The sequence below is a fragment of the Thioclava sp. GXIMD2076 genome (genome assembly GCF_037949795.1).
Taxonomy (GTDB): domain Bacteria; phylum Pseudomonadota; class Alphaproteobacteria; order Rhodobacterales; family Rhodobacteraceae; genus Thioclava; species Thioclava kandeliae.
This window is the reverse complement of the sequence record NZ_CP149933.1, coordinates 575,626-599,161: the sequence shown is the minus strand read 5'-3', so window position 1 is coordinate 599,161 and position 23,536 is coordinate 575,626. Positions and strand designations below refer to the sequence as shown.

Annotated in this window: 18 protein-coding genes and 4 pseudogenes; 13 read left to right on the top strand and 9 right to left on the bottom strand. The window is 61.2% G+C overall.

Annotated elements, in window-relative coordinates; all coding sequences use genetic code 11:
• Positions 1–3: 3 nt before the first annotated feature.
• A complete protein-coding gene (locus WDB91_RS16620; protein WP_339114730.1) occupies positions 4–930 on the bottom strand; it encodes a LysR substrate-binding domain-containing protein in 927 nt (308 codons plus the stop codon).
• 110 nt (positions 931–1,040) lie between these two features.
• Here WDB91_RS16620 and WDB91_RS16615 point away from each other — a divergent pair, with 110 nt between their 5' ends.
• From WDB91_RS16615 to WDB91_RS16570, 10 genes and pseudogenes are all read left to right on the top strand, one after another.
• On the top strand, positions 1,041–2,072 hold the full coding sequence (locus WDB91_RS16615) for an ABC transporter substrate-binding protein (RefSeq protein WP_339114729.1): 1,032 nt from the start codon (positions 1,041–1,043) through the stop codon (positions 2,070–2,072).
• A gap of 104 nt (positions 2,073–2,176) precedes the next feature.
• A complete protein-coding gene (locus WDB91_RS16610) occupies positions 2,177–3,253 on the top strand; it encodes an ABC transporter ATP-binding protein (protein ID WP_339114728.1) in 1,077 nt (358 codons plus the stop codon).
• A complete protein-coding gene (locus WDB91_RS16605; protein ID WP_339114727.1) occupies positions 3,250–4,110 on the top strand; it encodes an ABC transporter permease in 861 nt (286 codons plus the stop codon). Before WDB91_RS16610 ends, WDB91_RS16605 begins: the two co-directional genes overlap by 4 nt.
• The gene (locus tag WDB91_RS16600; RefSeq protein ID WP_339114726.1) at positions 4,107–4,907 is read left to right on the top strand and encodes an ABC transporter permease; all 801 of its coding nucleotides are present in this window, start codon (positions 4,107–4,109) and stop codon (positions 4,905–4,907) included. The genes WDB91_RS16605 and WDB91_RS16600 overlap by 4 nt, the downstream gene beginning before the upstream one ends.
• Complete coding sequence (locus WDB91_RS16595) at positions 4,904–6,043, top strand: FAD-dependent oxidoreductase (RefSeq protein ID WP_339114725.1); 1,140 nt, start codon at positions 4,904–4,906, stop codon at positions 6,041–6,043. The genes WDB91_RS16600 and WDB91_RS16595 overlap by 4 nt, the downstream gene beginning before the upstream one ends.
• The gene (locus WDB91_RS16590; protein ID WP_339114724.1) at positions 6,015–6,317 is read left to right on the top strand and encodes a (2Fe-2S)-binding protein; all 303 of its coding nucleotides are present in this window, start codon (positions 6,015–6,017) and stop codon (positions 6,315–6,317) included. Before WDB91_RS16595 ends, WDB91_RS16590 begins: the two co-directional genes overlap by 29 nt.
• The gene (locus WDB91_RS16585; protein WP_339114723.1) at positions 6,314–7,711 is read left to right on the top strand and encodes a (2Fe-2S)-binding protein; all 1,398 of its coding nucleotides are present in this window, start codon (positions 6,314–6,316) and stop codon (positions 7,709–7,711) included. The genes WDB91_RS16590 and WDB91_RS16585 overlap by 4 nt, the downstream gene beginning before the upstream one ends.
• Positions 7,708–8,829, top strand: a complete 1,122-nt coding sequence (locus WDB91_RS16580) for an FAD-dependent oxidoreductase (protein ID WP_339114722.1) — start codon at positions 7,708–7,710, stop codon at positions 8,827–8,829. Before WDB91_RS16585 ends, WDB91_RS16580 begins: the two co-directional genes overlap by 4 nt.
• A gap of 41 nt (positions 8,830–8,870) precedes the next feature.
• Positions 8,871–9,221 (top strand): RidA family protein, encoded by a 351-nt coding sequence (locus WDB91_RS16575; protein ID WP_339114721.1) that lies wholly within the window; start codon positions 8,871–8,873, stop codon positions 9,219–9,221.
• 112 nt (positions 9,222–9,333) lie between these two features.
• Positions 9,334–10,434 (top strand): annotated as a pseudogene (locus WDB91_RS16570) (IS3 family transposase).
• Here WDB91_RS16570 and WDB91_RS16565 read toward each other — a convergent pair.
• From WDB91_RS16565 to WDB91_RS16540, 6 genes and pseudogenes are all read right to left on the bottom strand, one after another.
• A pseudogene (locus WDB91_RS16565) lies at positions 10,402–11,124 on the bottom strand (bile acid:sodium symporter). The pseudogenes WDB91_RS16570 and WDB91_RS16565 overlap by 33 nt on opposite strands.
• Before the next feature lie 213 nt (positions 11,125–11,337).
• Complete coding sequence (locus tag WDB91_RS16560) at positions 11,338–12,930, bottom strand: gamma-glutamyltransferase family protein (RefSeq protein ID WP_339114720.1); 1,593 nt, start codon at positions 12,928–12,930, stop codon at positions 11,338–11,340.
• A complete protein-coding gene (locus tag WDB91_RS16555) occupies positions 12,930–13,925 on the bottom strand; it encodes a TRAP transporter substrate-binding protein (RefSeq protein ID WP_339115114.1) in 996 nt (331 codons plus the stop codon). Before WDB91_RS16555 ends, WDB91_RS16560 begins: the two co-directional genes overlap by 1 nt.
• Before the next feature lie 63 nt (positions 13,926–13,988).
• Entirely contained in the window at positions 13,989–15,833 is a 1,845-nt protein-coding gene (locus WDB91_RS16550) for a TRAP transporter large permease subunit (RefSeq protein ID WP_339114719.1), read from the bottom strand.
• 10 nt (positions 15,834–15,843) lie between these two features.
• Positions 15,844–16,983 (bottom strand): LLM class flavin-dependent oxidoreductase, encoded by a 1,140-nt coding sequence (locus WDB91_RS16545; RefSeq protein ID WP_339114718.1) that lies wholly within the window; start codon positions 16,981–16,983, stop codon positions 15,844–15,846.
• Between the two features lie 41 nt (positions 16,984–17,024).
• Positions 17,025–17,879 carry an ABC transporter substrate-binding protein gene (locus WDB91_RS16540; protein ID WP_339114717.1) on the bottom strand — a complete coding sequence of 285 codons (855 nt, stop codon included), beginning with the start codon at positions 17,877–17,879 and terminating at the stop codon, positions 17,025–17,027.
• Between the two features lie 283 nt (positions 17,880–18,162).
• Here WDB91_RS16540 and WDB91_RS16535 point away from each other — a divergent pair, with 283 nt between their 5' ends.
• Entirely contained in the window at positions 18,163–18,525 is a 363-nt protein-coding gene (locus WDB91_RS16535; RefSeq protein ID WP_339114716.1) for a metalloregulator ArsR/SmtB family transcription factor, read from the top strand.
• Between the two features lie 596 nt (positions 18,526–19,121).
• Here the strand turns inward: WDB91_RS16535 and WDB91_RS16530 are convergent.
• Positions 19,122–19,803, bottom strand: a pseudogene (locus WDB91_RS16530) (integrase core domain-containing protein); the annotation flags it as partial.
• Between the two features lie 450 nt (positions 19,804–20,253).
• On the opposite strand from WDB91_RS16530, the gene tnpB reads away from it, so the two are divergent.
• Complete coding sequence (gene tnpB, locus WDB91_RS16525) at positions 20,254–20,571, top strand: IS66 family insertion sequence element accessory protein TnpB (RefSeq protein ID WP_339115113.1); 318 nt, start codon at positions 20,254–20,256, stop codon at positions 20,569–20,571.
• A 180-nt stretch (positions 20,572–20,751) separates the two neighbouring features.
• On the opposite strand, the pseudogene WDB91_RS16520 reads toward tnpB, so the two are convergent.
• A pseudogene (locus WDB91_RS16520) lies at positions 20,752–21,773 on the bottom strand (IS110 family transposase).
• Between the two features lie 266 nt (positions 21,774–22,039).
• Between WDB91_RS16520 and WDB91_RS16515 the strand changes: the two are divergent.
• Positions 22,040–23,521, top strand: a complete 1,482-nt coding sequence (locus WDB91_RS16515; protein WP_339115112.1) for an IS66 family transposase — start codon at positions 22,040–22,042, stop codon at positions 23,519–23,521.
• Positions 23,522–23,536: the final 15 nt, after the last annotated feature.

Sequence of the window (23,536 nt, the reverse complement as noted above, 5' to 3'; positions counted from 1 at the left end):
CTGTTAGGAGGCGGAGGGATATTGGCGAAATATGGTCTCGACCTCGGTGATTTCCTCACGGATCTGGCCGAGAAGATGCTGCGCAAGCGCTGTCAGGGGCTCCCATGCAGATGTATAGAGCCACACCGTCATCTTGACCTCCTGCGCAAGCGGCCGGAAAACAAGCCCGTTCTTCTCCCATCCGAGGGTCGCGAGAGAAGGGACAATGGCCGCACCCTGACCATGGGCGGCCAGCATGCAGGCGGCATCGGCCATCTCCACCTTTACTGATTGCTGTGGATTGCTGCCCACGTGCGCCAGTGCCTCGTCGAGCACGCGGCGCGACAGATCATCGGTGCCCAGATTGATCATGGGTATTCCCTCGAGATCTCGTAGATCGATCAGTTGTTTTGCGGCTAACGGATGCTCGGGCGGTAGCGCGCAAACCATAGAGACATCGGCAAACGGACGGCAACGCAATCCGGGTTCGCGGGTAGGCAGCAGCGAGATTCCGAAATCCGTCATCCGTGACAGCATCGCAGTTGCAATCTCGGGCGAGTTGCGGGTCAGGAGCGTTAGATCCACCTCTGGCCGCTCCCGTAGGAACCGCGCCGCGACCCGTGGAAGCATCCGTAAGCTGAGAGCGGGAAAGGCCGCGATGGTCAGATCGCCGCGCTCGGCATCTCGGATCGCGCGGGCGGCCATCTCCACCCGTTCTACACCTGACATGAATTTCTCGGTCTCCGCAAAAAGGCGCCGCGCCTCTGGCGTGGGCGTCAGCCGCCCCTTTCCGCGCAGAAATAGGTTGAGCCCGCAGGACGCCTCGAACGCATGTACGAGTTTGCTGACCGCCGGTTGCGACAGAAACAGCACTTCGGCAGCACGTGTCACCGAACCGCCTTTCATGACTGCGTTGAAAGCTTCGATCTGCTTGATATTCGGGCGAGCCATGAAATCCTCATAACAAAATGGTATAGCCTTTGCATATAAACTCATTTGATTAACGGCAAAACCCAATGAAACATGGGTTCAATAAATATAACCAATTCAACAGGGAAATCATGGAAAATTACAAAACTGTGGCTCTGGCCGCTGCGATGTCGCTTGTCGGAAACATGGCTCTGGCCGATACACCCACCCTCACTGTGGGGGGCTATGGTGGTTCTTTCGAGACACTGATGAAACAGCTGATCATTCCGGAATTCGAGAAAACCCATAATGTGAAGATTGCCTATGTGCCGGGTAATTCGACCGAGAACCTTGCCCGACTGCAAGCGCAGAAATCGGCACAGGAACTGGATGTGGTGATCTTGGATGACGGTCCGATGTATCAAGCTGATGCCCTTGGTTTCTGCGCCCCGATGAAGGACGCGCCGGTCATGGGCGACGTCTATGACCTTGCCAAGATCAGCGGCAATTCCGTGGGTATCGGTTTTGTGGCGACAGGGTTTGCCTATAATGCCGAGCTGTTCAAGGAAAAGGGCTGGGCGCCGCCGTCGAGCTGGGAAGATCTGAAAGACCCCAAATACGACCAACTCCTGTCGATCCCGCCGATCTCAAATACCTACGGTCTGCATGCGTTGGTAATGCTTGCACGTGATGCGGGCGGTAGCGAGAGTGATATCGATCCGGGCTTCAAAGCCATGGCCGATGAGGTGGCGCCGAATGTTCTGGTCTTCGAGCCCTCTTCGGGACGGATGTCTGAGCTGTTCCAGAACCGCGAAATCGCTCTGTCGATCTGGGGGTCGGGGCGCGTCAAGTCGCTGGCAGATACCGGCTTCCCGGTAAAATTTGCCTATCCGAAGGAAGGCGCAGTGGCACTGATGTTGGCGGCGTGCCCTGTGGTGCAGAGCAATGTCCCCGATGATGCGCAGGCCTTTATCGATTATCTTCTAGACCCCGAGATTCAGGTTAAGATCGCCGATGCGATGGGCGCGGGTCCGGTGAATAAAAAGGCCGAGCTGCCGCCCGAACTTGCCGAGAGTCTGCCCTATGGCGACAAGATCAAAAGCCTTAAGACCGTGGATTGGGACGGAATCAACCCCGAGCGTCAGGCATGGACAGCACGCTGGGCGCGCGAGGTCGAGCGCTGATTTTGCCTTCGTGACCATCATCGGTGCGGCCCGACGGCTGCGCCGGTGCCTTTGCCCTGAGGGCACGTCCGCAGGGCCAACCACAAGAGAGAGGTGACAGGCCGATGGCTTTCCTCCAACTGACCAATCTCACGAAACGCTACGGGTTGATCACCGCTGTTGACAGCCTCAGCTTCTCTGTCGAGCGCGGAAGTTTCGTGTCTCTACTGGGGCCGTCGGGCTGCGGCAAGACCACCACGCTACAGATGATTGCGGGCTTCGAGGATGTCTCGGACGGCCAGATCACGCTGAATGGCCGTGATCTCGCAAGCATTCCGGCGCGCAAGCGCGGGCTCGGCATCGTGTTCCAGACTTATGCGCTGTTCATGCATATGACCGTGGCAGAGAATGTGGCCTTCGGTCTGGATATGCGCAAAACTCCGAAACCCGAGATCAAACGTCGTGTGACGGCCGCGCTTGATCTTGTGCATCTGAGCCATCTGGCTGATCGGTATCCTCGCGCCATGTCGGGCGGACAGCGCCAGCGGGTGGCACTGGCGCGTGCGCTGGTGATCGAGCCGGAACTGCTGCTGCTTGACGAGCCTTTGTCCAACCTTGATGCCAAACTGCGCGAGGAGATGCAGCTAGAACTGCGCCGCATCCAGCGCGAGGCAGGCGTGACCACACTGATGGTGACGCATGACCAGTCCGAGGCGTTGGCACTTTCGGATAAGGTGATCGTGATGGAAAAGGGAAAGCTGAAACAGGATGCCGCGCCTTTTGATGTCTACGAACATCCGAAGAATTCCTTCGTGTCGTCTTTTATCGGCAAAAGCAACAATCTACCGGCCAAGTTGATTTCAACCTCAGAGAAGGGATCGGTACTGGACTGTGGTGGCCTTACGCTGCACGGGCCTGCCGTCAATCTCATGACCGGCCCTGTTGAAATCGCTATGCGCCCAGAGCGGATCACTCTAGGGCCTCAGGATGGCAAGCTCTCCGGCACAGTGATCGAACGGATTTTCCTTGGTGATCAATGGTTGATGCGGGTCGAGACAATGATCGGCGCGCTGATGGTGCTGCGCCCCAACTCCGGCCAGCCCGTGGCCGATCTGGGCGAGACCGTGCATCTGGACTGGGAAGAGGCGCATCTGCGCATTCTGCCAGCCGAGGGCCGGCCGGTTACGGGGCTAAGCCTATGAGCCATAGCCCCACCCGTCGCGCATGGGCGCTAAGCGCACCGGCGCTTTTGCTCTTTGGCACGATGCTGCTTGTGCCGCTGATCATGACTTTCACTCTCAGCCTGCACAGTTTCGATTTCTACAAAGGCATCGGATCTGATTACAGTCTGCATAACTACGTCGCCGTCTTCGGTGACAGCTATTACTGGGAGATCTTCGGGCGCACTTTTGCCATCGCGCTGGTAACGACGCTGATCTGCGCGGTGATCGGCGTCCCTATGGCCTATTTCATGAGCCGGATGGGGTCAAGGATGCGCTCTGTGATGATCCTTGTCGTGCTTGGGCCGCTCCTGATCTCGGTAGTGGTGCGCACGCTCGGTTGGGCGATCCTGCTGGGCAATCGTGGCGTCATCAACACCGCCCTGAAAGACTGGGGGCTGATCGATATGCCGATCAAGATGATGTATACGTCCGGCGGCATCGTGCTGGCGCTGGTGCATGTAATGGTGCCTTTCATGATCCTTGCGGTCTGGGCCGCGCTGCAACGGCGAGATCCTTCGACAGAAGCCGCCGCCGAGAGCCTGGGCGCCAGCGCATGGACCACCTTCCGCCGCGTGGTGCTACCACAGGCAATGCCGGGGGTCCTGTCGGGCTCGCTTATCGTTTTTTCTCTCTCTGCCTCGTCTTTTGCCACACCGGCCATTCTTGGCGGGCGGCGCATGAAGGTAGTGGCGACCGTGGTCTATGACGAGTTCATGAACACGCTCAACTGGCCGCTGGGCGCGGCAATTGCGATTGTGCTTCTGGTGTCGGTGCTGGTGATCATGGTCAGCTGGAACCGCTTGATCGAGGCCCGTCTTGGAAAGGCCCACGCATGAGACATAATGGTATCTTCGCCAAGGTCTTCATGGGGCTCTTTGCGCTGTTCATGCTGGCCCCGATTATTGTGGTGATTGGCGTGTCGCTGACGCCCGAGGGCTTTCTGGAGTTCCCGCCCTCGGGGCTATCGCTACGCTGGTTCCGCGCCATCTGGGACAATCCCGATTTCATCGCTGCCGCATGGATCAGCCTCAAGCTGGGTTTCTGGGCCGCAACAGTGGCCACTGTCGTTGCCGTACCTGCAGCTTTGGCGATTGGGCGGCAGAAGTTCAAGGGCCGCGAGGCGCTTCTGGCCTTCTTCATGTCGCCCTTGATGGTGCCCACCGTCATCCTTGGCATCGCATTCCTGCGCTTCATGTCGATGATCGGTATTTCGGGGACATTCTTCGGACTGACGCTATGCCATGTGATTGTGATAACTCCCTACATCCTGCGGCTGGTGTTGGCTTCGGTGACGGGGCTTGATGGCGACGCAGAGAAAGCCGCAGCGGCACTTGGCGCCAGCGATTGGACGATTTTCCGGCGGATCATTCTGCCCTCGATTGTGCCGGGTATCGTTGGTGGTTGGGTGCTGGCCTTTATCACCAGTTTCGACGAGCTGACCGTTACGATTTTCATCGTGAACCCGTCCACCACCACACTGCCTGTGCGCCTGTTCTCCTATATCGCGCAGACGACAGATCCGCTGGTGGCCTCGGTCTCGACCGTCACCATTATCTTTACCGTGGTCCTGATGATCATCGTCGATCGCATCTACGGGCTTGACCGGTTGTTGATCGGAGAGGGAAAGAAATGACTATCGAAGATAAGTCCGTCGACACCATCGTCATCGGTGGCGGGTTAGTTGGCGCGGCTATGACTTACGGGCTTTTGCGGGCGGGCCAACGCGTGATCATGCTTGATGAAGGTGATGTGGCGTTACGTGCTTCCCGCGGGAATTTCGGCCTGGTCTGGGTGTCCTCCAAGGGCGAGTTTATGCCCGAATACGCCCGCTGGTCGCGCCGTTCGGCCGATGTCTGGGCCGAGTTTGCAGGTGAGTTGGAACAAGATAGCGGGATTTCGCCCGCCTATCACAAACCGGGCGGGCTGAGTTTTTGCCTTTCCGAGGATGAACTGGCCCGCAAGCGTGAACAGATCGAACGGATGAGCGGTTATAACGGCAATCTGGGCTATGGCGCCGAGATGCTAGACCGCCAGCAGATGGATGAGATCTTTCCGGGCCTAGGGCCTGATGTGCTGGGCGGGGCCTATTCCCCGCATGACGGCCACGCCAGCCCCCTGCACCTGTTACGCGCGCTGCACAAGGCGATTCAGATTAGGGGTGGGCGCTATGTCAATGAGGCCACTGCGCAGACCATCGAAAAGGACGGCACAGGCTACGCGGTTTCCACTGCCAAGGGGAGTTTCCGTGGCGCGCAGGTCGTGCTTGCGGCAGGTCATGGCAATCGCTGGCTGGCGCCGATGGTGGGGCTTGATCTGCCATTGATCCCCGAAAAGGGCGAAATCCTCGTGACAGAGCGCGCCCGATCGCTGATGCCGATGCCCACCCATCTTCTACGCCAGACAGCCGAAGGCACGATCATGATGGGCGATAGTCACGAGGATACCGGCTATTCCACCGCAAGTCGTACCAGCGTGATGAGCGATCTGGCCCGCCATGCCATCCGCTGTTTTCCGGCTCTGGCGCAGCTGCGCATCGTGCGTAGCTGGGGGGCGGTGCGTATCCTTACCCCCGATGGATGCCCGATTTACCAGCAATCGCAGACACATCCGGGCGTGTTTTCCGTCAATTGCCATTCTGGCGTAACCCTCGCGGGAGCGCATGCGTTGGCGCTGGCTCCTGCACTTGCACAAGGGGCGCTCGGCCCCGAATTCGACGCTTTCCATTCAAGGAGATTTGCCAATGGCACCGTCCACGCCTCGGCGCATTGAAACCGGCCGCCTCGTGACCTTTACCTTTGAGGGACAGCCCGTCGAGGGGCAGGTTGGTGAAAGCGTGGCCGCCGCGCTGACCGCCGCCGGTATCCGCAACCTGCGTGATAGTGTTGTCTCGGGCGCGCCGCGAGGGATCTATTGCATGATGGGGGCCTGTTTCGACTGTCTGGTCCAAATCGATGGCATTCCCAACCGGCTGGCTTGCATGACCGAAGTGCGCGAGGGTCTAGAGGTCCGCCGTCAGGCGGGTGCTGCGGAGGTGACGCTATGAGCGCCGTTTCTGTCGATCTCGCCGTCATTGGTGCAGGCCCTGCTGGCATGGCTGCCGCAACCGAAGCTGCAAAGGCCGGCCTCTCGGTCGTGGTGCTGGATGAGCAGCCCCGTCCGGGTGGTCAAATCTATCGCGGTATCGAAACCGTAACGCCCAAGCGCGAGGCGATCTTAGGCGCAGATTACAGCGCGGGCCGGTCTTTGGCCGAGGCATTCCGCGCCAGTTCTACCGCCTATCGCGCCGGCGCATCTGTCTGGAATATTGGCACCGATCTGATGATTGATGTCTCGCAAGAGGGGACCTCCTCGCAGATACGTCCACGGGCGATTCTTTCCGCGACTGGTGCGCTTGAACGCCCGATGCCTATGCGCGGCTGGACCCTGCCCGGTGTCACCACTATAGGCGCGCTGCAAATCCTGCTGAAATCGGCTGGTGTGGTGCAGCCCGATGCGGTGCTGGCAGGCTCAGGGCCGCTATTGTGGCTACTGGCGCAGCAGATGGTGGCGGCAGGCTGCCCGCCCAAAGCGGTGGTCGAAAATATCCCCAAGGGCCGGATGCTCTCGGCGGCCAAGCATCTGCCCAAGGCTCTGAAAGCGCGCACCTATCTGACCAAGGGCTTACGTCTGATGCAGGCCGTGCGCGCGGCGGGCGTGCCCATCTATCGCCATGCGCAGGATCTTGCGATCATGGGAAGCGGTGCCGCCGAGGCGCTGGAATTCACCTCTGGCGGCAAGAGCCACCGCATCGATAGCGGCACGATCGCGCTGCATCAGGGTGTTGTGCCCAACCAGCAGATCACGCGGCTCTTGCGCGCCGCGCACCACTGGGATGCGTCGCAGCATTGCTTCCGCCCGACGCTCGATGCGGCGGGCCAGACAAGTGTCGCGGGGCTCTATGTGGCAGGCGATGGTGCAGGGATTGCGGGGGCGGCTTCGGCCGCACTTCAAGGTCGTCTGGTGGCGCTTGAGATCGCGCGTTCCTTGGGCCGTGAGGTGAAAGGCGGCCGGTTGACCCGCCTGCGCGCAGCGCTGGAACGTGACGGCGCAGTGCGGCCGCTTCTGGAAACTCTTTATGCCCCCGCGCCGGAGGTGTTGGCCCCAGCCGATGATGTGCTTCTGTGTCGCTGTGAAGAAGTGACCGCAGGCAGTGTCCGCGAGACCGTGCGTCTGGGCGCCCCCGGCCCCAATCAGGTAAAATCGCTTTTGCGCACGGGCATGGGCCCCTGTCAGGGTCGGATCTGCGGGCTGGCCGTGGCGGGTGTGATCGCGGCCACCAAGGGCGAAAGCCCCTCTGTCACCGATTATTACCGTATCCGCCCGCCGCTGAAACCGCTGCAACTGTCGGAACTGGCGGGCTTTGCCCCCGAACCTGACACGCCCGAGGTAGTGAGATGACCCCTCATACTGGCCGGACAGCCGATCTGGTGGTGGTGGGCGGCGGGTTGCATGGCTGCGCGGCGGCGCTTTTTGCGGCCAAGCGCGGGCTGGATGTGATCGTAATCGAGAAAGACAGCGTGGCGCGCCATGCCTCGGGGGTGAATGCAGGTGGCGTGCGCCGGCTTGGGCGCCATTATGCCGAGGTGCCGATCTCGCAGCATTCGATGGGGATCTGGCACGGCATCGGCGATCTACTGGACGATGATACCGGCTTTCAGGTGGCGCCCCAGATCAAGGTCGCCGAGACGGAGGTCGAGTTGAACCGGCTGCGCACCCGTGTCGCCGATCTGAACGGCATGGGCTTTACCCATGAAACCATCCTGTCGCGCTCCGAGCTGCGCCATTATCTTCCGGCGGTGGCCGATCATGCAGTGGGGGGACTTGCCTCACTCACCGATGGGTTTGCCCAGCCTTACTGGACCACCTTTGCCTTTCGCCAGAAAGCCGCAAAGCTGGGGGTGCGTTTTCATGAGGGCCTCACCGTCACTGATGTCACGCGCGATGCCGGGGACTGGGTGGCTCTGACAGATGCGGGAGCGTTTCGCGCGCCGAAGCTTCTTAATAGTGCGGGCGCGTGGGCGGGGGCTCTGGCGGCCCGATTGGGAGAGCATGCCCCCGTCGAAGCGATAGCGCCGATGATGATCGTGACCGCCCGCCTGCCGCATTTTTGCGATGCTGTGGTAGGGGCTGCGGGACGGCCCCTGTCATTCAAGCAAATGCCGAATGGCACCGTGGTTATCGGTGGCGGACGGCGCGGGCGCGCCGATGCCACAAAAAATCAGTCCGAGATCCTTTTCCCCGAGTTGCGCCGCACCGCCGAGACGGCGATGGACCTGTTCCCGATCATGCGGCAGGCCACCATTGTGCGTAGCTGGTCGGGTGTCGAGGGGCGCATGCCTGACGATATTCCCGTCATCGGCCCCTCGGCCCGCCACGAAGGTCTGTTCCACGCGTTCGGCTTTTCGGCCCACGGGTTCCAGATGGGGCCAGGGGTGGGCGATATCATGGCCGAACTGATCGCCACCGGCCACACACAGGCCCCGATTTCTCCGTTTTCCATCGCGCGTTTTGCCTGAGGCAGTGCCGCGCATTCATGCTCCATAGGAAGGATATCTGCATGACCACCATTACCCGCCATATGAAAACCCGCATTAACCACCGCATCGTCGAAGTGGATGGAATGCTGCATTTCGGTGGATTGATCGCCGATGATCTAGGTCTCGATATGCAAGGCCAGACCGCCCAGATCTGCGCCAAGATCGACGCGCTTCTGGCAGAAGTCGGCTCTTCCAAGGAGAAGCTCGTCACTGCCATGCTTTATATTACCGATTTCGACCAGAAAGAGGGGATGAACGCGGCATGGCTCGACTGGCTCGCGGCCGACGACCTGCCCACCCGCGCCACCATTGGTGTGGCTAATTTAGGTAAGGATGTGTTGATCGAGGTCGTGGTCTCAGCAGTCTGTTGAACGCTCACGAGCATATCAGGGGTGCGCGGCAAAGCCGCCTTGCCGCGCAGAGGTGGTCCCGGGATTTCGGACCAGGTGCTAAGCTGTAGCGCCTGAGGAAGAACGCACAGAAATGACCAAACGGAAACGCTATTCGGCAGAGTTCAAGACGCAGGTGGCTCTGGAAGCCATCCGCGAGGAACTGACGACGGCCGAACTCGCCAAGAAGTATGACATCCACCCCACGATGATCAGCGGCTGGAAACGGACCGCGATTGAGAACATGCCACAGGGCTTCAACGGCCAGGCGTTCGCGGAGCCGACGATATCGGCAGCAGAGGTCGAAAAGCTGTAACCCAAATCGGCCAGCTGGTCGTGGAACGGGATTTTTTGTCGGAAGCCTCAAGTCTCATCCTCGGCACTGGAGGCAAAAAGCGGTGAAGAAAGACCGTCCCGATCTCAGTGTCCGGCGGCCATGCAGCCTGCTGTCACTGGCGCGCTCAACCCTCTTCTGACCTGCCGCACGGAGAAAGCGCCGAGAACCGGAAGTTCATGGAAATCATCGACCGGCAGTTTCTCGAGACGCCGTGGTAAGGAGCCCGAAAAATGGCCCGGCACCTGGCTCGCGAGGGACACAAGTGCGGGCGGCATCGTGTGCGGCGACTGATGAAGCTCATACGTTTGGTGCCGATCTGACCGGGAACCGAAGACCAGCACGGAACACCCGGAGCACAAGATATATCCATATCTTCTGAAAGACTTACCCATCACCCGGCCCAACCAAGTCTGGTGTGCTGACATCAGTTATATTCCCATGCGCCGAGGATTTCTCTATCTCGTGGCCATCATGGACTGGCACAGCCGGAAGGTGCTGAGCTGGCGACTCTCGAACAGCATGGACGCGGGGTTCTGCGTCGAGGCTTTAAAAGAAGCGCTGGCCGGATACGGCACCCCGGAGATAGTCAACACCGATCAAGGTTCGCAATTCACCAGCATCGATTTCACTGACGTGCTGCGCAATGCGAAGGTCAAAATTTCGATGGATGGTCGGGAGCGCTGGATCGACAACCGGAGGATCGAGCGGCTCTGGCGATCCCTGAAATACGAATGCATCTACTTGAACGCCTTCGAAACCGGTTCCGAGGCCCAGGACGGGATCGGTGACGGGATCTGCTACCACAACGAAAGACGCCCGCACTCATCACATGGGATCATGACGCCGGACGAGGCCTAAGATAGACGATCTCCGAAACTGAAGGTTGCCGCCTGAAATCAAACCAATTCTATAGCTTAGCACCGCGGCAAACTGGTCGAATTTCCAAGACGACCTGTGCCCGCTCGCGAGGCTCTTGTGGGACCGCAAAAGATCAGGGCGAGGAAAACGAGAACGATCATTCCCAGCGCGATCAGGCTGCGCCAGCAGGTTCTGTGCCCACAGGCCACCGACGGTGCCCGCGCTGAAGGCCGCGTAGACGATCAGAAGGATGGCTCCCCGATCGACCAGCATCGCGGACATCCGGTGCCGCGTCACGAATGCACCGACGAAGGGACGCAGAATCTGGCCGAGCGCGAATGGCGCGATGATCTGGCGGCCTATCTTGAAAATCGCGTCGAGGGATGCGCCTTCGCCGCCCTAATGGATGACGACGGCGGCGAGCATCGGTGTCAGGATGACGCCGACGATGTTCGACACCGATGCCGCACAAATTGCGGCAGCCACGTTGCCGTGGGCCATCGAGGTGAAGGCGATGGAGCTTTGAACCGTCGAAGGAAGGATCGAGAGGAACAGGAGGCCTATCTGCAATTCGGGGCTCAGGACCGATCCGAAGATTGCGACGACCAGAAGGCTCAGCACCGGGAAGGCAAGGTAGGTCGCCGCGTAGGTAGGACCCTGCAATCGCCAGTTCAGGAAACCCGCACGCACCGCTTTGGTGCCGAGTTTCGTGCCGTAGAGGAAGAACAGCAGGGCGACCGCTCAGAAGCTGATGGTGCCACGCTATTTTGCTGCCGCGCCTCGCGCAGGTGGGAAGGCCCCCGCGAGTGCTATGCCGAACAGCAGCATGTAGGCATCGATGGCGATGCGTTTGAGATGTCGCATTGTCCGTATCCTTTGCCCGTTCAAGTGCAATCCTTGAATTCAAATCGCCGAGACCGCTCCATCCGAGCGGGGGTCGGTTGCCCCGCGAAGTACTCCGTCGGGTTGGCGCAGGATGGCGCCCGCGTGACCCATGAAGTCCTCGAATGGGCCTGTCACCTCGACATCGTGGCCCGCTTCGCGCAGGGCGGTGATGACGTCGTCGTCGAATCGGCTCTCGATCTTGAGGCTCAGCGATCCCTCGCCCCAGGTCTTGCCCAGCAACCAGCGCGGGGCCGTCACGGCCTCTTGGAGTGGCAGTCCGAAACGGGCGAGCCGCGTGAAAATCGCGGCCTGCGTCTGCGGCTGGCCCTCGCCGCCCATAGTGCCATAGGTCAACTGACGGCCGTCCCGGAACGCGGCCATTGCCGGATTGAGCGTCGTGAAGGGCTGGCGGCCCGGCGCGAGTATGTTCCAGTTTCCTGACAGCCGGAAAGAGGCACCCCTGTTCTGCAGCGTGATGCCGGTCTGTGGCGAGACGAGGCCAGAGCCGAATTCGTAATAGAGCGACTGGATGAAGCTTACGGTGCGCCCGGCATGATCCGTGACGCCCATCCAGATCGTGTCGCCAGGATGCGTCTGCTCGCCCCAAGTCGCGGCGCGGGCGGTGTCGATCAGGCGCCTTTCTCGGTCCAGAAACTCGCACGCGAGAAACTGTTCGGGTGCGGGCACGGTCGTGCGGTCGGCGATGTGGCGGTCACGCACAGCGAATGCACGTTTGCTGGCTTCGACAAGACAGTGAACATGTCGGAACGAACTTTCCACCCCCAGATCGAGACGGTCGGCGATGCCGAGGATCATGAGCGAGACCAGCCCTTGGGTCGGCGGGCGCGTGTTCCAGACCGTAGCGCCTGCGTGCGGCAACTCGAGGGCCAAGGGCTCGAGCCACTCGGCCTTATGCGTGGCGAGATCCTCAGCGGTCACCGGGCTGCCCGTGGCCTCGAGATCGGCGGCAAGCTGGGCCGCGACCTCGCCCTCGTAGAAATCGCGAAGGCCGTTGCGAGCCAATTGGCGCAGGGTGCGGGCAAGGGCGGGCTGGCGGAAAATCTCGCCTTCTTCCGGCGGCCTGCCTTCGGGCATGAAGACATCGGAAAATCCCGGAACATCGACCAGTTCCGCACGTTTGGCTGTGCAAAGACGGGCCTGACTGCGGGTGACGGGAAACCCCGCTTCGGCATAGTGGATCGCGGGTTCGAGCAACCGTTCAAGTGGCAAAGGCGGCTGCCATTGTGCGGAGAGCGCGAGGGCAGCCTCCCATCCGGATACAGTTCCCGGAACGGTCAGGGCGGCGAGGGGGCCACGCCATGGCACCGAATTCAGACCGTTTTCCTCGTAGAGTCCCGGAACGGCCTTTCGCCCAGCCCGTCCCGTCGCGTGCAGGCTGCGCGGAGGCTCGGAACCGCCGCGGCCAATCAGCCAAAACCCATCCCCGCCAAGCCCCGTCATATGCGGATAGACCACCGCAAGTGCCGCGGCAGTAGCGACCGCGGCCTCGATCGCCGTGCCGCCATCGCGCAGGACATCCCGCCCGACATGGGCGGCAAGGTGGTGGGGGGCAGTGACCATGCCCCCCAGGCTCATCGGTGTTTCGAGCATCAGGCGAGCCCGTAGAGCATTTCGATCTTCTCCATGCCGCCCACTGTGGGGGCGAGGTCTTCCCAGACGGGCCGCGCTCCGGCGACCCAGGCCTTCACCTCGGTCGGCTGGACCACTTCGCCACCGGCTGCGGTGACCTGCTCCATCGAACTCGTTTCGTCAGCGACGATGAGATCGTTGAAATAGGCCGCTCCTTCGACTGCAGCGGCCGCTAGAACCTCTTGGGCCTCGGGCGATAGCGTGCTCCAGAACATCTGCGAGTAATAGACCACGCCGGTCGCCCAGATGTGGGAGGTTTCGGTGAGATAGGGCACGACTTCGTAGAGTTTGAAGCCGGCATAGGCACTTTTGGTGAGGTCCATCGCATCGACGACGCCGGTCTGAAGCGCGTTGTAGGTCTCGACGATCGGGATACCGGTCGGGTTCGCCCCGTAGGATTGCCAAAGTTTGGTATGCAGCGGGCTCTGGATCACGCGCATGTTCATGCCCGCGAGAGGTGCGGGGTCCGCGACCGGGGTTTTGGTCAGCAAGTGACGCGCGCCGTAGTTGATGAAGGCAGGCACCACGAAACCTTCGCCCGCGAGCTTTTCCTTGAGCTCGTCGCCGACGCTGCTTTCGCTGGCGGCCTGGACGTGGGCTGCATCACGGAACAGGAACGGCAGGTCGAAGATCTGGGTTTCCGGCACCCAGTTCGACATGAGCGAGATGGTCGAGAGTGAGGCCTGCACGGAGCCGAGTTTGGCAGACTGCGCGACTTCCTGTTCTGCGCCGAGGGCTGCGTTCGGCACGATGTTGAAGGCGAAGGCACCGGGCATCGCTTCTTCGACGATTTCGGCGATCTTGTGCCAGATCAGGGTTTCAGGCTTTTCCTCTGCCATGAGCGAGGCCACCGTGATCTGCTGCGCGGCAAAGGCCCGGCGGACATAGGCAGGGACCGCGAGCGCCCCTGCAACGGCGTAAGCTCCGCCTTTGAGAAGGCCACGGCGGTCGATCAAGGATTTGGTCACTAGGAGGTCTCCATTTGGGCTGGTTAATTGATGCGTGCGTGCCTTGTGGGCTCAGAAGAGGCCTGCCTGCACGAGTGCGAAGAGGCAGATGGCAAAGAGGGCGAGGGCGAGGGTCAGGACATGGGGCAGGGCTGACCTGAACAGTGCGGCAGTCGGGATGCGGGTCACGCCTGCGACGACGAAAATCAGTACACCGAAAGGAGGCGTGAGGCCGCCGATCATAAGGTTCACGACTATGATGACGCCGAAGATAACCGGATCGAGGCCCGTGGCCGTGGCGAGCGGCAGAAGGAGCGGCGCGAACAGCAGAATGGCGGCGCCAATATCGAGGACGAGGCCCGCAATTAACAGGATGGCGACCGAGAGAGCGAGGACCGCGACGGGGCCGCTGCCGAGCAGATCTGCGACGGCGCCGATTGCTCCGGATATGTCGTCGACTGCAAGAAGGAACGCGAAGGGCGCGGCGGACGCGATGAGAAGCGCGATCGCCGCCGCTTCGGTGCCGGCTTGGCGGAAAGCATCGTACAGGCCGCGCGTTTTCAGGCCGTAGAACAGGCTCAACAGAAAGGTGTAGAAGGCAGCGGCAGCTGCGGCCTCGGTCGTGGTAACGAAGCCGAGGCGGATGCCGAAGACCACGATGATCCCCAGTCCGAAGGCCGGAATGGCCCGCAGTCCCAGCGTGACGCGGGTCCGCCCGTCGCTGCGCGCGCTCACCGGCGTGTCGTGGCAGGTGAGACGGATGACGACGAACAGCGCGATCGCCAGCAGCAATCCGGCCCACAGCCCGCCAAACAGCAGTTTTCCGACTGACAGGTTGGTAGCAGTCGCCATGATGAGAAAGGCGATCGAGGGCGGGATAACATTGTCTATCACCGAGGTTGCAGCGATGATCGCTCCGGCCTTTTCTGGAGCATATCCGCGGGCTTGAAGTTCGGGCTGGAACATCTTTGCGCCGAAGGCAGCGGAAGCGATCGAGGAGCCAGAAGCGCCTGCAAAGAGCAGGTTTGTGAGGAGGGTCGTTTGGGCAAGACCGCCGCGATGGTGTCCGACGAGCGCATCCGCGAACTGCACCAGTCGTCCGGCGACGCCCGATTTCGTCAGCAGAATGCCTGCAAGCAGAAAGAACGGGATTGCGAGAAGCAGGAACTTCATCATGCCGGACAGCGCCGAGTTTACGAGCGCGGGTTCGGGTAAGGCACTACCGAGCGGGATGACGAGGTAGGCTGCCGCAAAGAAGGCGTGCGGGAGCGGAGCCGCGACCACGAGGCCCAGGACGACGATCAACCCCATCGCGAGGCTGGGGGCGAGGGGCAGCGACAGGAGAAAGCCCTGTTGCCCGCACCAGAACAGGACGCTCGCCAATGCGGCAGCGCCGATCAGGATTTCGGGACGGCCCTTGGCGATCAGGTCCAGCGCGACGAAAAGCATGACGAGTGCGCCGCCGATGCCGAACACCACGAAGGGCACCCACTGTGGCAGACCGAGCGCTGCGTTGGTGCCGCCCATGATCCGCGCGGCAGTGCTGCTGCCATGTGCGAGAATGAGGCCCGACAGCAGGGTTAGCGCTTCGGCGACGACATCCGCGACCATCCGCGGACGGTCGGCGAGACGCACGTGGATGATGTCGAGACGCATGGCGAGGGCCGAACGAAGCGCCAAAGGCGCCCCGACGGCCGTGATCGCCACATAAAGCCAGTTGCCGGCATCCTCGGCACCCAGAATAGAAGACGAGAACCCGTAGCGCATCACGAAGCCTGCAAGCACGAGAGCCAGCAGAAGGGCGAGCCCGAAGGCGACCACTCCTCCGAAAACATGTTCGAGGATCGCGAGGAGGCGACGTGCCGGTTTGGCCAGCCCCAATGAAAGGCTATCGCTCGAAATCAGGCTCGATCCCATGTGACTCTCCTTACGCGTTCTGCTTGACTTTTGCGTCAAGATCGCGATCGAACAGCGTGTTCCAGGTGAACTGCTTGCGCGCGGGCTTCGGGTCTTCGCGACTGACGTCGAGTTTCGGCAGGACCAGCTCGCCGAAGCGGTAGGCTTCCTCGAGAAGCGGCATCCCGGACAGTATGAAAGTGTCGATGCCGGCTTTCCTGTATTCCTCGAGCGTGCGGATCACAGTGTCGGGGCTACCAACGATCGCACTCCCGGGGCCGGGGCGCACCAGACCAATACCGGCCCAGATGTTGGGGGCAACCTCGAGGTCACGCAGATTGTCCGGTTTTATCCCGCCATGCATGGCGCTCATCCGGCGCTGGCCGATGGAGTCTGTGCCGCCCACGAATTTCTGGTTACCCGCAATCGAGGCGGCATCCATCTGGTCGTACATGTCGGCCGCTGCGGCCCATGCTTCTTCGTCTGTCCGGCGCACGATCACGTACAAGCGCACGCCATAGGTCAGTTCGCGGCCATATTCGGCGGCCTTGGCGCGCACCTTTTCGACCTTCTCCTTCATCTGCTCGGGCGTCTCGCCCCAGCTCAAGTAGGTCTCGACGTGTTTGGCCGCGACATCGATGGCCTTGTCGGACGACCCGCCGAACCACAGCGGCGGTGCGGTGTCCCCGCTCACGGGAAGCGCGAGTTTCGCGCCGACCGTCGGGAAATATCGGCCATCCTGCGTGACGCTCTCGCCCTTCATCAGCCGGTTGTAGATGGTGAGATATTCGTCCGCCATCTCGTAGCGCTCGTCGTGGCTCATGGTGAGGCCATAGGCGCCCATCATCTTGGCGTCGCCCGAGACGATATTGAGAAGCGTCCGTCCTTCGGAGAATTCCTGAAGGGTCGCTGCCATCTTGGCCAGAAGCGTGGGGGCGACGACGCCCGGGTGGACCGCACACAAAAGCTTCAGCCGCTCGGTGGCGGCCATCATCGCAGATGCGAGGACCCAGACGTCATGCGCGCCCGTGGCAAACAGCGCGCCCGTGTAGCCGAGGTGGTCATAGGCCTGCGCAAGTTGCTTATAATATCCGTAGTCTACGGTTCGCGATCCTTCTGGTTTCCACGGGTAGTGCCCGTCGGGGGCGCACATGTACCAAAGCACATTCATATTTGTCTCCAATTTTACAGTCTTGCCCTTCTGCCCGCCGTTCAGACGGTCGTAGCCATCGGGCGGAATTTCTCGATCTCGATCCGGGTGCTGAAATCACCGTGAGCGTGCAAGGTGTCTGCTTCCTGCTGCTGCTCGACGACAAGGCATTGGGTCGCGGGGACGATCGTCCAGTCGCGGCCGACGATGACGCTTTTCCAAGTCGCGACAGCCTTGCCGTCGGCTTGCTCGCCCGCCAACAGGGATGCTGCGTGTTCCGGATCGGCCGCGATGTTCTTGCCCAGTTGGACGAGACCCGCGACGAAAGCTTCGAGCTCGGCATCTGTGGCCTCGCTGTCCCTGAGGGTCCAGAAAACCGAGCGGTTCGGGATCGTCGCGCCGCAAAGGGACAGGAGCTTCGCTTCGCCGCTTTCGATCGACTGTTCGATCATCGGCGCCATGGCGATCCAGACATCCACGTCGCCTTTCATTAGAGCCTTGCGAGAGTCCTGAGGCGACATTTCACAGCGTATGACGTCCTTGAGGCCGAGCTCTGCCTGTTCGAGCGAGCGCGCAAGCAAATAGGTGTGGAACGAGCCGTCGATCAGGGCCACGCGCTTGCCTTTCAGATCGGCCATTGCGGCGATTTCGCTGTCGGGCGCGACGAGAAGTGCGCCGTTCGCGGGGCGGGGCGCCGAGGCGGCAAGGTAGATGACGGGCTTGCCTTCGGACTGGGCGATGAGAGGCGGGGTGGAGCCGGTGCCGCCGACCGCGATCGTATTCTTCGCGATCAGTTCGCCCGTGTCCCGGCCTTCGACGTAGCTGTGGAACTCGACGCTCGCGCCATCGAACAGCCCGGGCCAGAGTTGCGCGAGCCTCAGGTGCAGGTTCATAGGGTGCACGCCGATTTTCAGCATAGTTCCGCTCCTTCAAGGATCAAGTCGGGTAGGGGTGATTTAGAATAATAGTTTATCTTTTTATTAATTGATTAGGTGTGCGATCCATTGTCAAACTTAGCCTCTGCAATCCGGGTTACTGTAGAGGAAAATACGATATCCGGTTAAGTTTTCAGCAAATCAGGACTCTAATCTGTAGTGCGTGCTCTAAAATTTCGCTTTTTTGAACGCGCCGGCAAGGCTATGATGGAGAGGGGCGGATACTTGCCTCATCAGTCATTCTATAATTTCTGAAAGAAATATCTTGAGTAAACGCAAGCCTGAAAGAGTCTGTCACAGTGTCGAGGAAGCCAGCGAGCTTGTGAAGCACCTCGCCAACCCCAACCGGCTGGCTGTGATGTGCCACTTGATGGACGCGCCGCGCAGCGTCACTGAACTCGAGGAGGATCTCGGTATTCCCCAGCCTACTTTGTCCCAACAACTGTCGATCCTGAGGGATGCGGATCTCATTGTCGGCATGCGGCAAGCCCGTTCCGTGATCTACCGTATCGAGGACGCAAGGGTTCTGCCGCTGATCCAGGCGCTTCGCCTGATCTTTGCCGAGCTTAACGACCTTCTCATGCAGAAGCGCTCCAATTTTCCCGGCGATATGGATATGTTCGACTAGGACACTCGGCCCAACGGGTTGGCGGGGCCAAGGGTCCTCCGAACCGATGGCCTATATATTCGCTTGAAATGGCAAGGTCCTGAAGACCTCGGAGCTGTGCCATTCAAGGGAGCGCTTGTGATCAGCTGTCAGGGCCAAATTGGTCGAAGTATGCATGCTGAAACGTGCCTGCTCACCAAGTTGATCCGATTATACCGGGACTCCGTCATCCTCGAAAGCGAAAAGGCCGCTGTCGAACGCGGCGTCCCATAACGCGGACGGGAGTAACCCGTTGTGGACGTTCGGACGTGTCCACATTCTTGGCGGGTCGCGCAGAATGGGGGGGCTCGAACATCATTGAAATAGCCACACTCTGGGAAACGGAAGGTCCAGTTCCTTCTCAACCTCACTGGCCACCCTCATGATTCTATGCAGGTCCAACCCATCGAAGGCCCCTTGGTATTGGTCGAGGTAATTTTCGCTTCGCGGTGAGACGCCTGTTCCCTTGGCGACGAGATAAGCAACTGTCTCGGCTTCGACCCTGTGACCTGCCCCCTGCCGGACACTCATTCATAACGAGAATCCGCAGGTTGGATTTGGGTATTCTGGTTCCCCGTCCGGCGCGCTTTCTGTGGCGTCTGGTTGGCCAGGGACGAATGCGGGCGGTCCGTATTGTGGTCGTAGCGCTAGAGCGCCGGCTTCCTCCGTGTGTCGTCCAGGCTGTCGAAGATCTCCTCGTTGAGCAACTCGTCCCGCAGGCTGCCGTTGACGCTTACCCGGATCGATGTAGCACCAAGACACGCTATTCTCGTCGGCCTATTTCAAGTTCGCCCGACTCGTGAACTCGGTCTCGTTTTCGCTGACAATGCAGCCGGGCTTGCCGTAGACCCGGATAAGGGCGCTGAGCTCTCGGGCAACCCTTGCCCCAGTGAGGCAGGTGTCTGCCGCGAGGCACAGGCATTCGCGCGTGCAATCATCGATCACGGCGAGGATCCCGAACTTCCGCGAGGCACCGAAGCTGTCGGATACAAAGTCCAACGACCAGCGCGCGTTGACGCCCGCGGCCGATGGCATCGGGGTCCCTGCGCCACGCGCTCGCTTGCGGCCGCGTCGCCTTTTCACGGACAGCTCTTCCTCGCGATAGATCCGGCAGAGCTTCTTGTGGTTCATGCTCATGCCTTTGCGCTCAAACAGGACGCCAATCCGGCGATAGCCGAACCTGCGCCGCGTGGCGGCGATCCCCTGCATCTCCTTGCGGATATCTGCGCAGTCCGGCGGGCGTTCACGCCGGACTGTCTGTAAGCGGTGTCGCCGCCCCACATTGCTGACGGGACCAGTGATTGCGAGTTGATACGCATCCGAAGAAAAGGAGTGCGTTTCGCAATGCTCGCAAAGAGTTCGTTCCTCACGGCGCTGGGTGTTGAAGTCTTCGCCTCCGGCCAGAGGCGTCGGCTGGATCATGTTAAGGCGCAGGCCGTCTCCGAGACCTTGGAGCTTGGGGTGACGGTGTTCGGGTGTCGCGGCGCGCTACGAGATCAATGAGCCGGTTTTCGCTCCTCTGGTCGTCCGGGAAGAGACCACGGCTGCTTCTGAGCCGGAGCGGCCCCGTGCCGAGGCGCCAGTCCGGATTGTCCGGGGCTCGATCCTCATTGAACTCGGCCAGGATGTGCGAGACGCCCGAATTGCGGAGATCGTTCACGCGCTGGAGGCGCAGTCATGCTGATGCCCTCGTAGGGTGTGCGGATCTTGGTGGCGACGAAGCCGGTCGACTTCCGCAAAGGCCATGACGGCCTTGCGGCGCTGGTCCAGTCTACACTGGCGGAAGATCCGTTCACTGGAACGGTCTTCGTCTTCCGCTCGAAGCGGGCCGACCGGCTGAAGATCCTGTTCTGGGACGGCAGCGGCCTAGTCATGGCCTACAAGCGCTTGGAGGAAAGCACCTTCACCTGGCCGTTCGCCATCGTCGCTCGGACCGTGTATGGATGGCCCCTTGGCAAGAGCTTTGTTTGGGTCTGGCATTCCGGTCGGTCGCGGCCATGTATACGGCGTCAATTTGCAGCATCATAGCTGCGCGCCTTGATGAAGTCAGCCGGCGGACAGGTCCCGATCAATGGCACGCGCTCAAAGGCGCTTCGGTCCGAACTGGGTGTTCCGTTCCGCTGTTACCGTCCCTATGCCATCACCTCACGCTGCGCCTCACCATCTCCTGGGCTACCCGCTCAGTGCGGGTGGCCGGTCTTGATCATTTCATGCCAAACTCGCCCGATAGCTGTCACCGCGTTGGATCAGCGCCCAGATCGTGCGTGCCATACGGTTGGCTAGGGCGATTGCGACCACCTTCACCGGTTTGCGGTCGAGCATTCGGTCCAGCCAGTCGGGCGTAGCATTCGTGGGTGTCGTTCGCCGGACGCGCCGCGCACTAATCCTAGCCATAGCTCCCAAGTATAGCAGCCGTCGCAGATATCGATTGCCGGCCTTTGATATCCGCCCGAGTCGTTCCTTGCCGCCGCTGGAATGTGCGCGTGGGGTCAGGCCTAGCCAAGCCGCATAATCTCGGCCACTGCGGAACGCACTCACATCTGGCGTCGTCGCGGCAAAGGCACTGGAAGAGATAGCTCCTACTCCGGGCACCGCTGCCAAACGCCGAGCCAGCGGATCATCAGCTTGGCTCTCAGCAATCCGTGCCGTGACCGCATCGATCCGATGCCTCACGTGCCCTGAAGCTGTTCGGCCATCATATCCACGGCAGCTCGTGCGGCTTCCGGCATGTTTCGAGCGGCAGCGATCAGACGCTCAACGTTTTGGATGCCCTTTGCCACCACAATGCCGAACTCGCCAATATGCGCCCGGATCGCGTTGATGATCTGCGTAGGCTGCCGTACGAGGAAATCCCGCGTCTTATGGTCAAGCAGAGCGGCTTGGGTCTCGGCCGATTTCACTGGCACAAAGCGCATCGTCGGGCGCGTGACCGCTTCGCAGATGGCTTCCGCGTCCACCGCGTCTGTCTTGCCTCGCTTCACATAAGGCTTGACGTAAGCGGGTGGCATGAGACGGACCTCACACCCCAGCGCGGCAATTTCCCGCCCCCAGTAATGCGCCCCGGCGCAGGCTTCCATGCCCACAACACACGGTTCAAGCCGCGAGAAAAACAGCAGCAGTTGCGCCCGCCGCAACTGGCGGCGACAGACAACTTTGCCGGTCGTGTCGACCCCAGGAACCTGAAAGACATTCTTGGCCAGATCGAGGCCGATCGTGATAGGCTGTTCCATGGATGGCTCCTTTCGGTGGCTGTACTCAGACCCACCCTGGCACATCGCGATGCCGTTTGGTGTGGCCATCCACACCATCATTGGCGGACAATGGCTCACTCCGCGACGGGGCCATGACACTGAACAAGGCACAATTCGAAGCCCTGTTTGCCGGCCTGGACAGGCGCCGTGTGCGGTCACTGGAGGTGCGCCGACCGGCTGTGGCAGAGTGACTCAGCCTGCTGAATGACAGGGCCTTGGCGCATTTGGTGCAGTATAATCCGCCCATGTCCAGCGCCCCGCCCATCGACCTGTCCGTGATCCCCGAGAGCCAGCGCTCCGCCGTTCTGGCGGTGATGCAGGAGAATGGCGCCCTAAAGGAAGCGAACCGGCGGCTGGAGCATCTCGTGCATGGCAAGCGGTCCGAGAAGCTGAGCGAGGACGATCGGCAGCTGGCCTTTGAAGACCTGGAAACAGCCGTGGCCGAGGTCGAGACCCGCAAGGAACAGGCTGCGCCATCCACCACGACGCCGCGCCGGTCACGACAGCGCAACCTCGGCCATCTACCTGCAGGTTTGCCGCGCATCGAGCGCGTCCTTGAGCCTGCGAGCCTTGATTGGTCGCCATTGTCGCGCCATCGGTCCAAGCGACGATGGCGACGTGGTTGCGGCCGGATGCACCGGATCGGCGAGGACCGCACCGAGCGCTTGGACATCATTCCGGCGCAGCTTCGGGTTTTGGTCGACATCCGCCCGAAATATGCCTGTCGGATCTGCCCGGACGGGGTCACGCAAGCTGTTGCGGCGCCCCGGCTGATCGAAGCTGGGCTGCCGACCGAGCGGGCCATCGCGCATATCCTGGTCTCGAAGTTTGCGGACCACCTGCCATTTTACAGACAAAGCCAGATCCTTGCCCGCTCCGGCATCCAGATCGAGCGCAGCACCCTAGCTGATTGGGCCGGGACGGTTGCGTTCCACCTTGGCCCTGTGATCGATCGGCTGACCGAGCATCTCAAATCCTCCGAAAAGCTGTTCATGGATGATACCACGGCTCCGGTTCTCCACCCCGGACGCGGCCGAACCAAGATAGGACACCTCTGGGCCTTGGCCCGTGACGACTGCGGATGGGGCGGAGAAGACCCGCCCGGTGTCGTCTTCACCTATCAGCCCAGCCGAGCCGGCGCCCACGCGGAACAGATCCTTCAGGGCTTCGACGGTATCCTGCAGCTCGACGGCTACACCGGTTATGACCGGCTGACGCACCCGTCCCGCAGGGGCGGCGCGCCGATCACGGTTGCCCACTGCTGGGCACACGCACGCAGGAAGCTGAAGGAAGTCTTCGACCGCGACGGCTCGGAGATCGCCGCTGAAGGCCTTCATCGTATCGCCAAGCTCTACCGCATTGAGGCCGAGATCCGGGGTATGAGCCCGGGCCAAGGTCTGTCGGCCCGTCAGGCCCGCAGCGCGCCCCTCGTGGCCGAGTTAGGTAATTGGCTGCAGACACGGCGCCTGCGCATCTCGGCCAAGTCGCGCCTCGGCGAAAAGCTGACCTACATCCATCGCCAGTGGGCCGGCCTGCAGACCTTCCTCCGCGACGGCCGCGTCGAGATCGACTCCAACGCCGTCGAAAACCTGATCCGCCCCATTGCCCTGACGAGAAAGAACGCACCCTTCGCCTATCTTAAGGCGGCCTTGGAAGCCATCGCCGCCGGTCACCAGGCCAACAGGACCGACGAGCTACTTCCCTGGAACTTCACCTCGTCAAGCTGATCCCGCGTTGGGCGC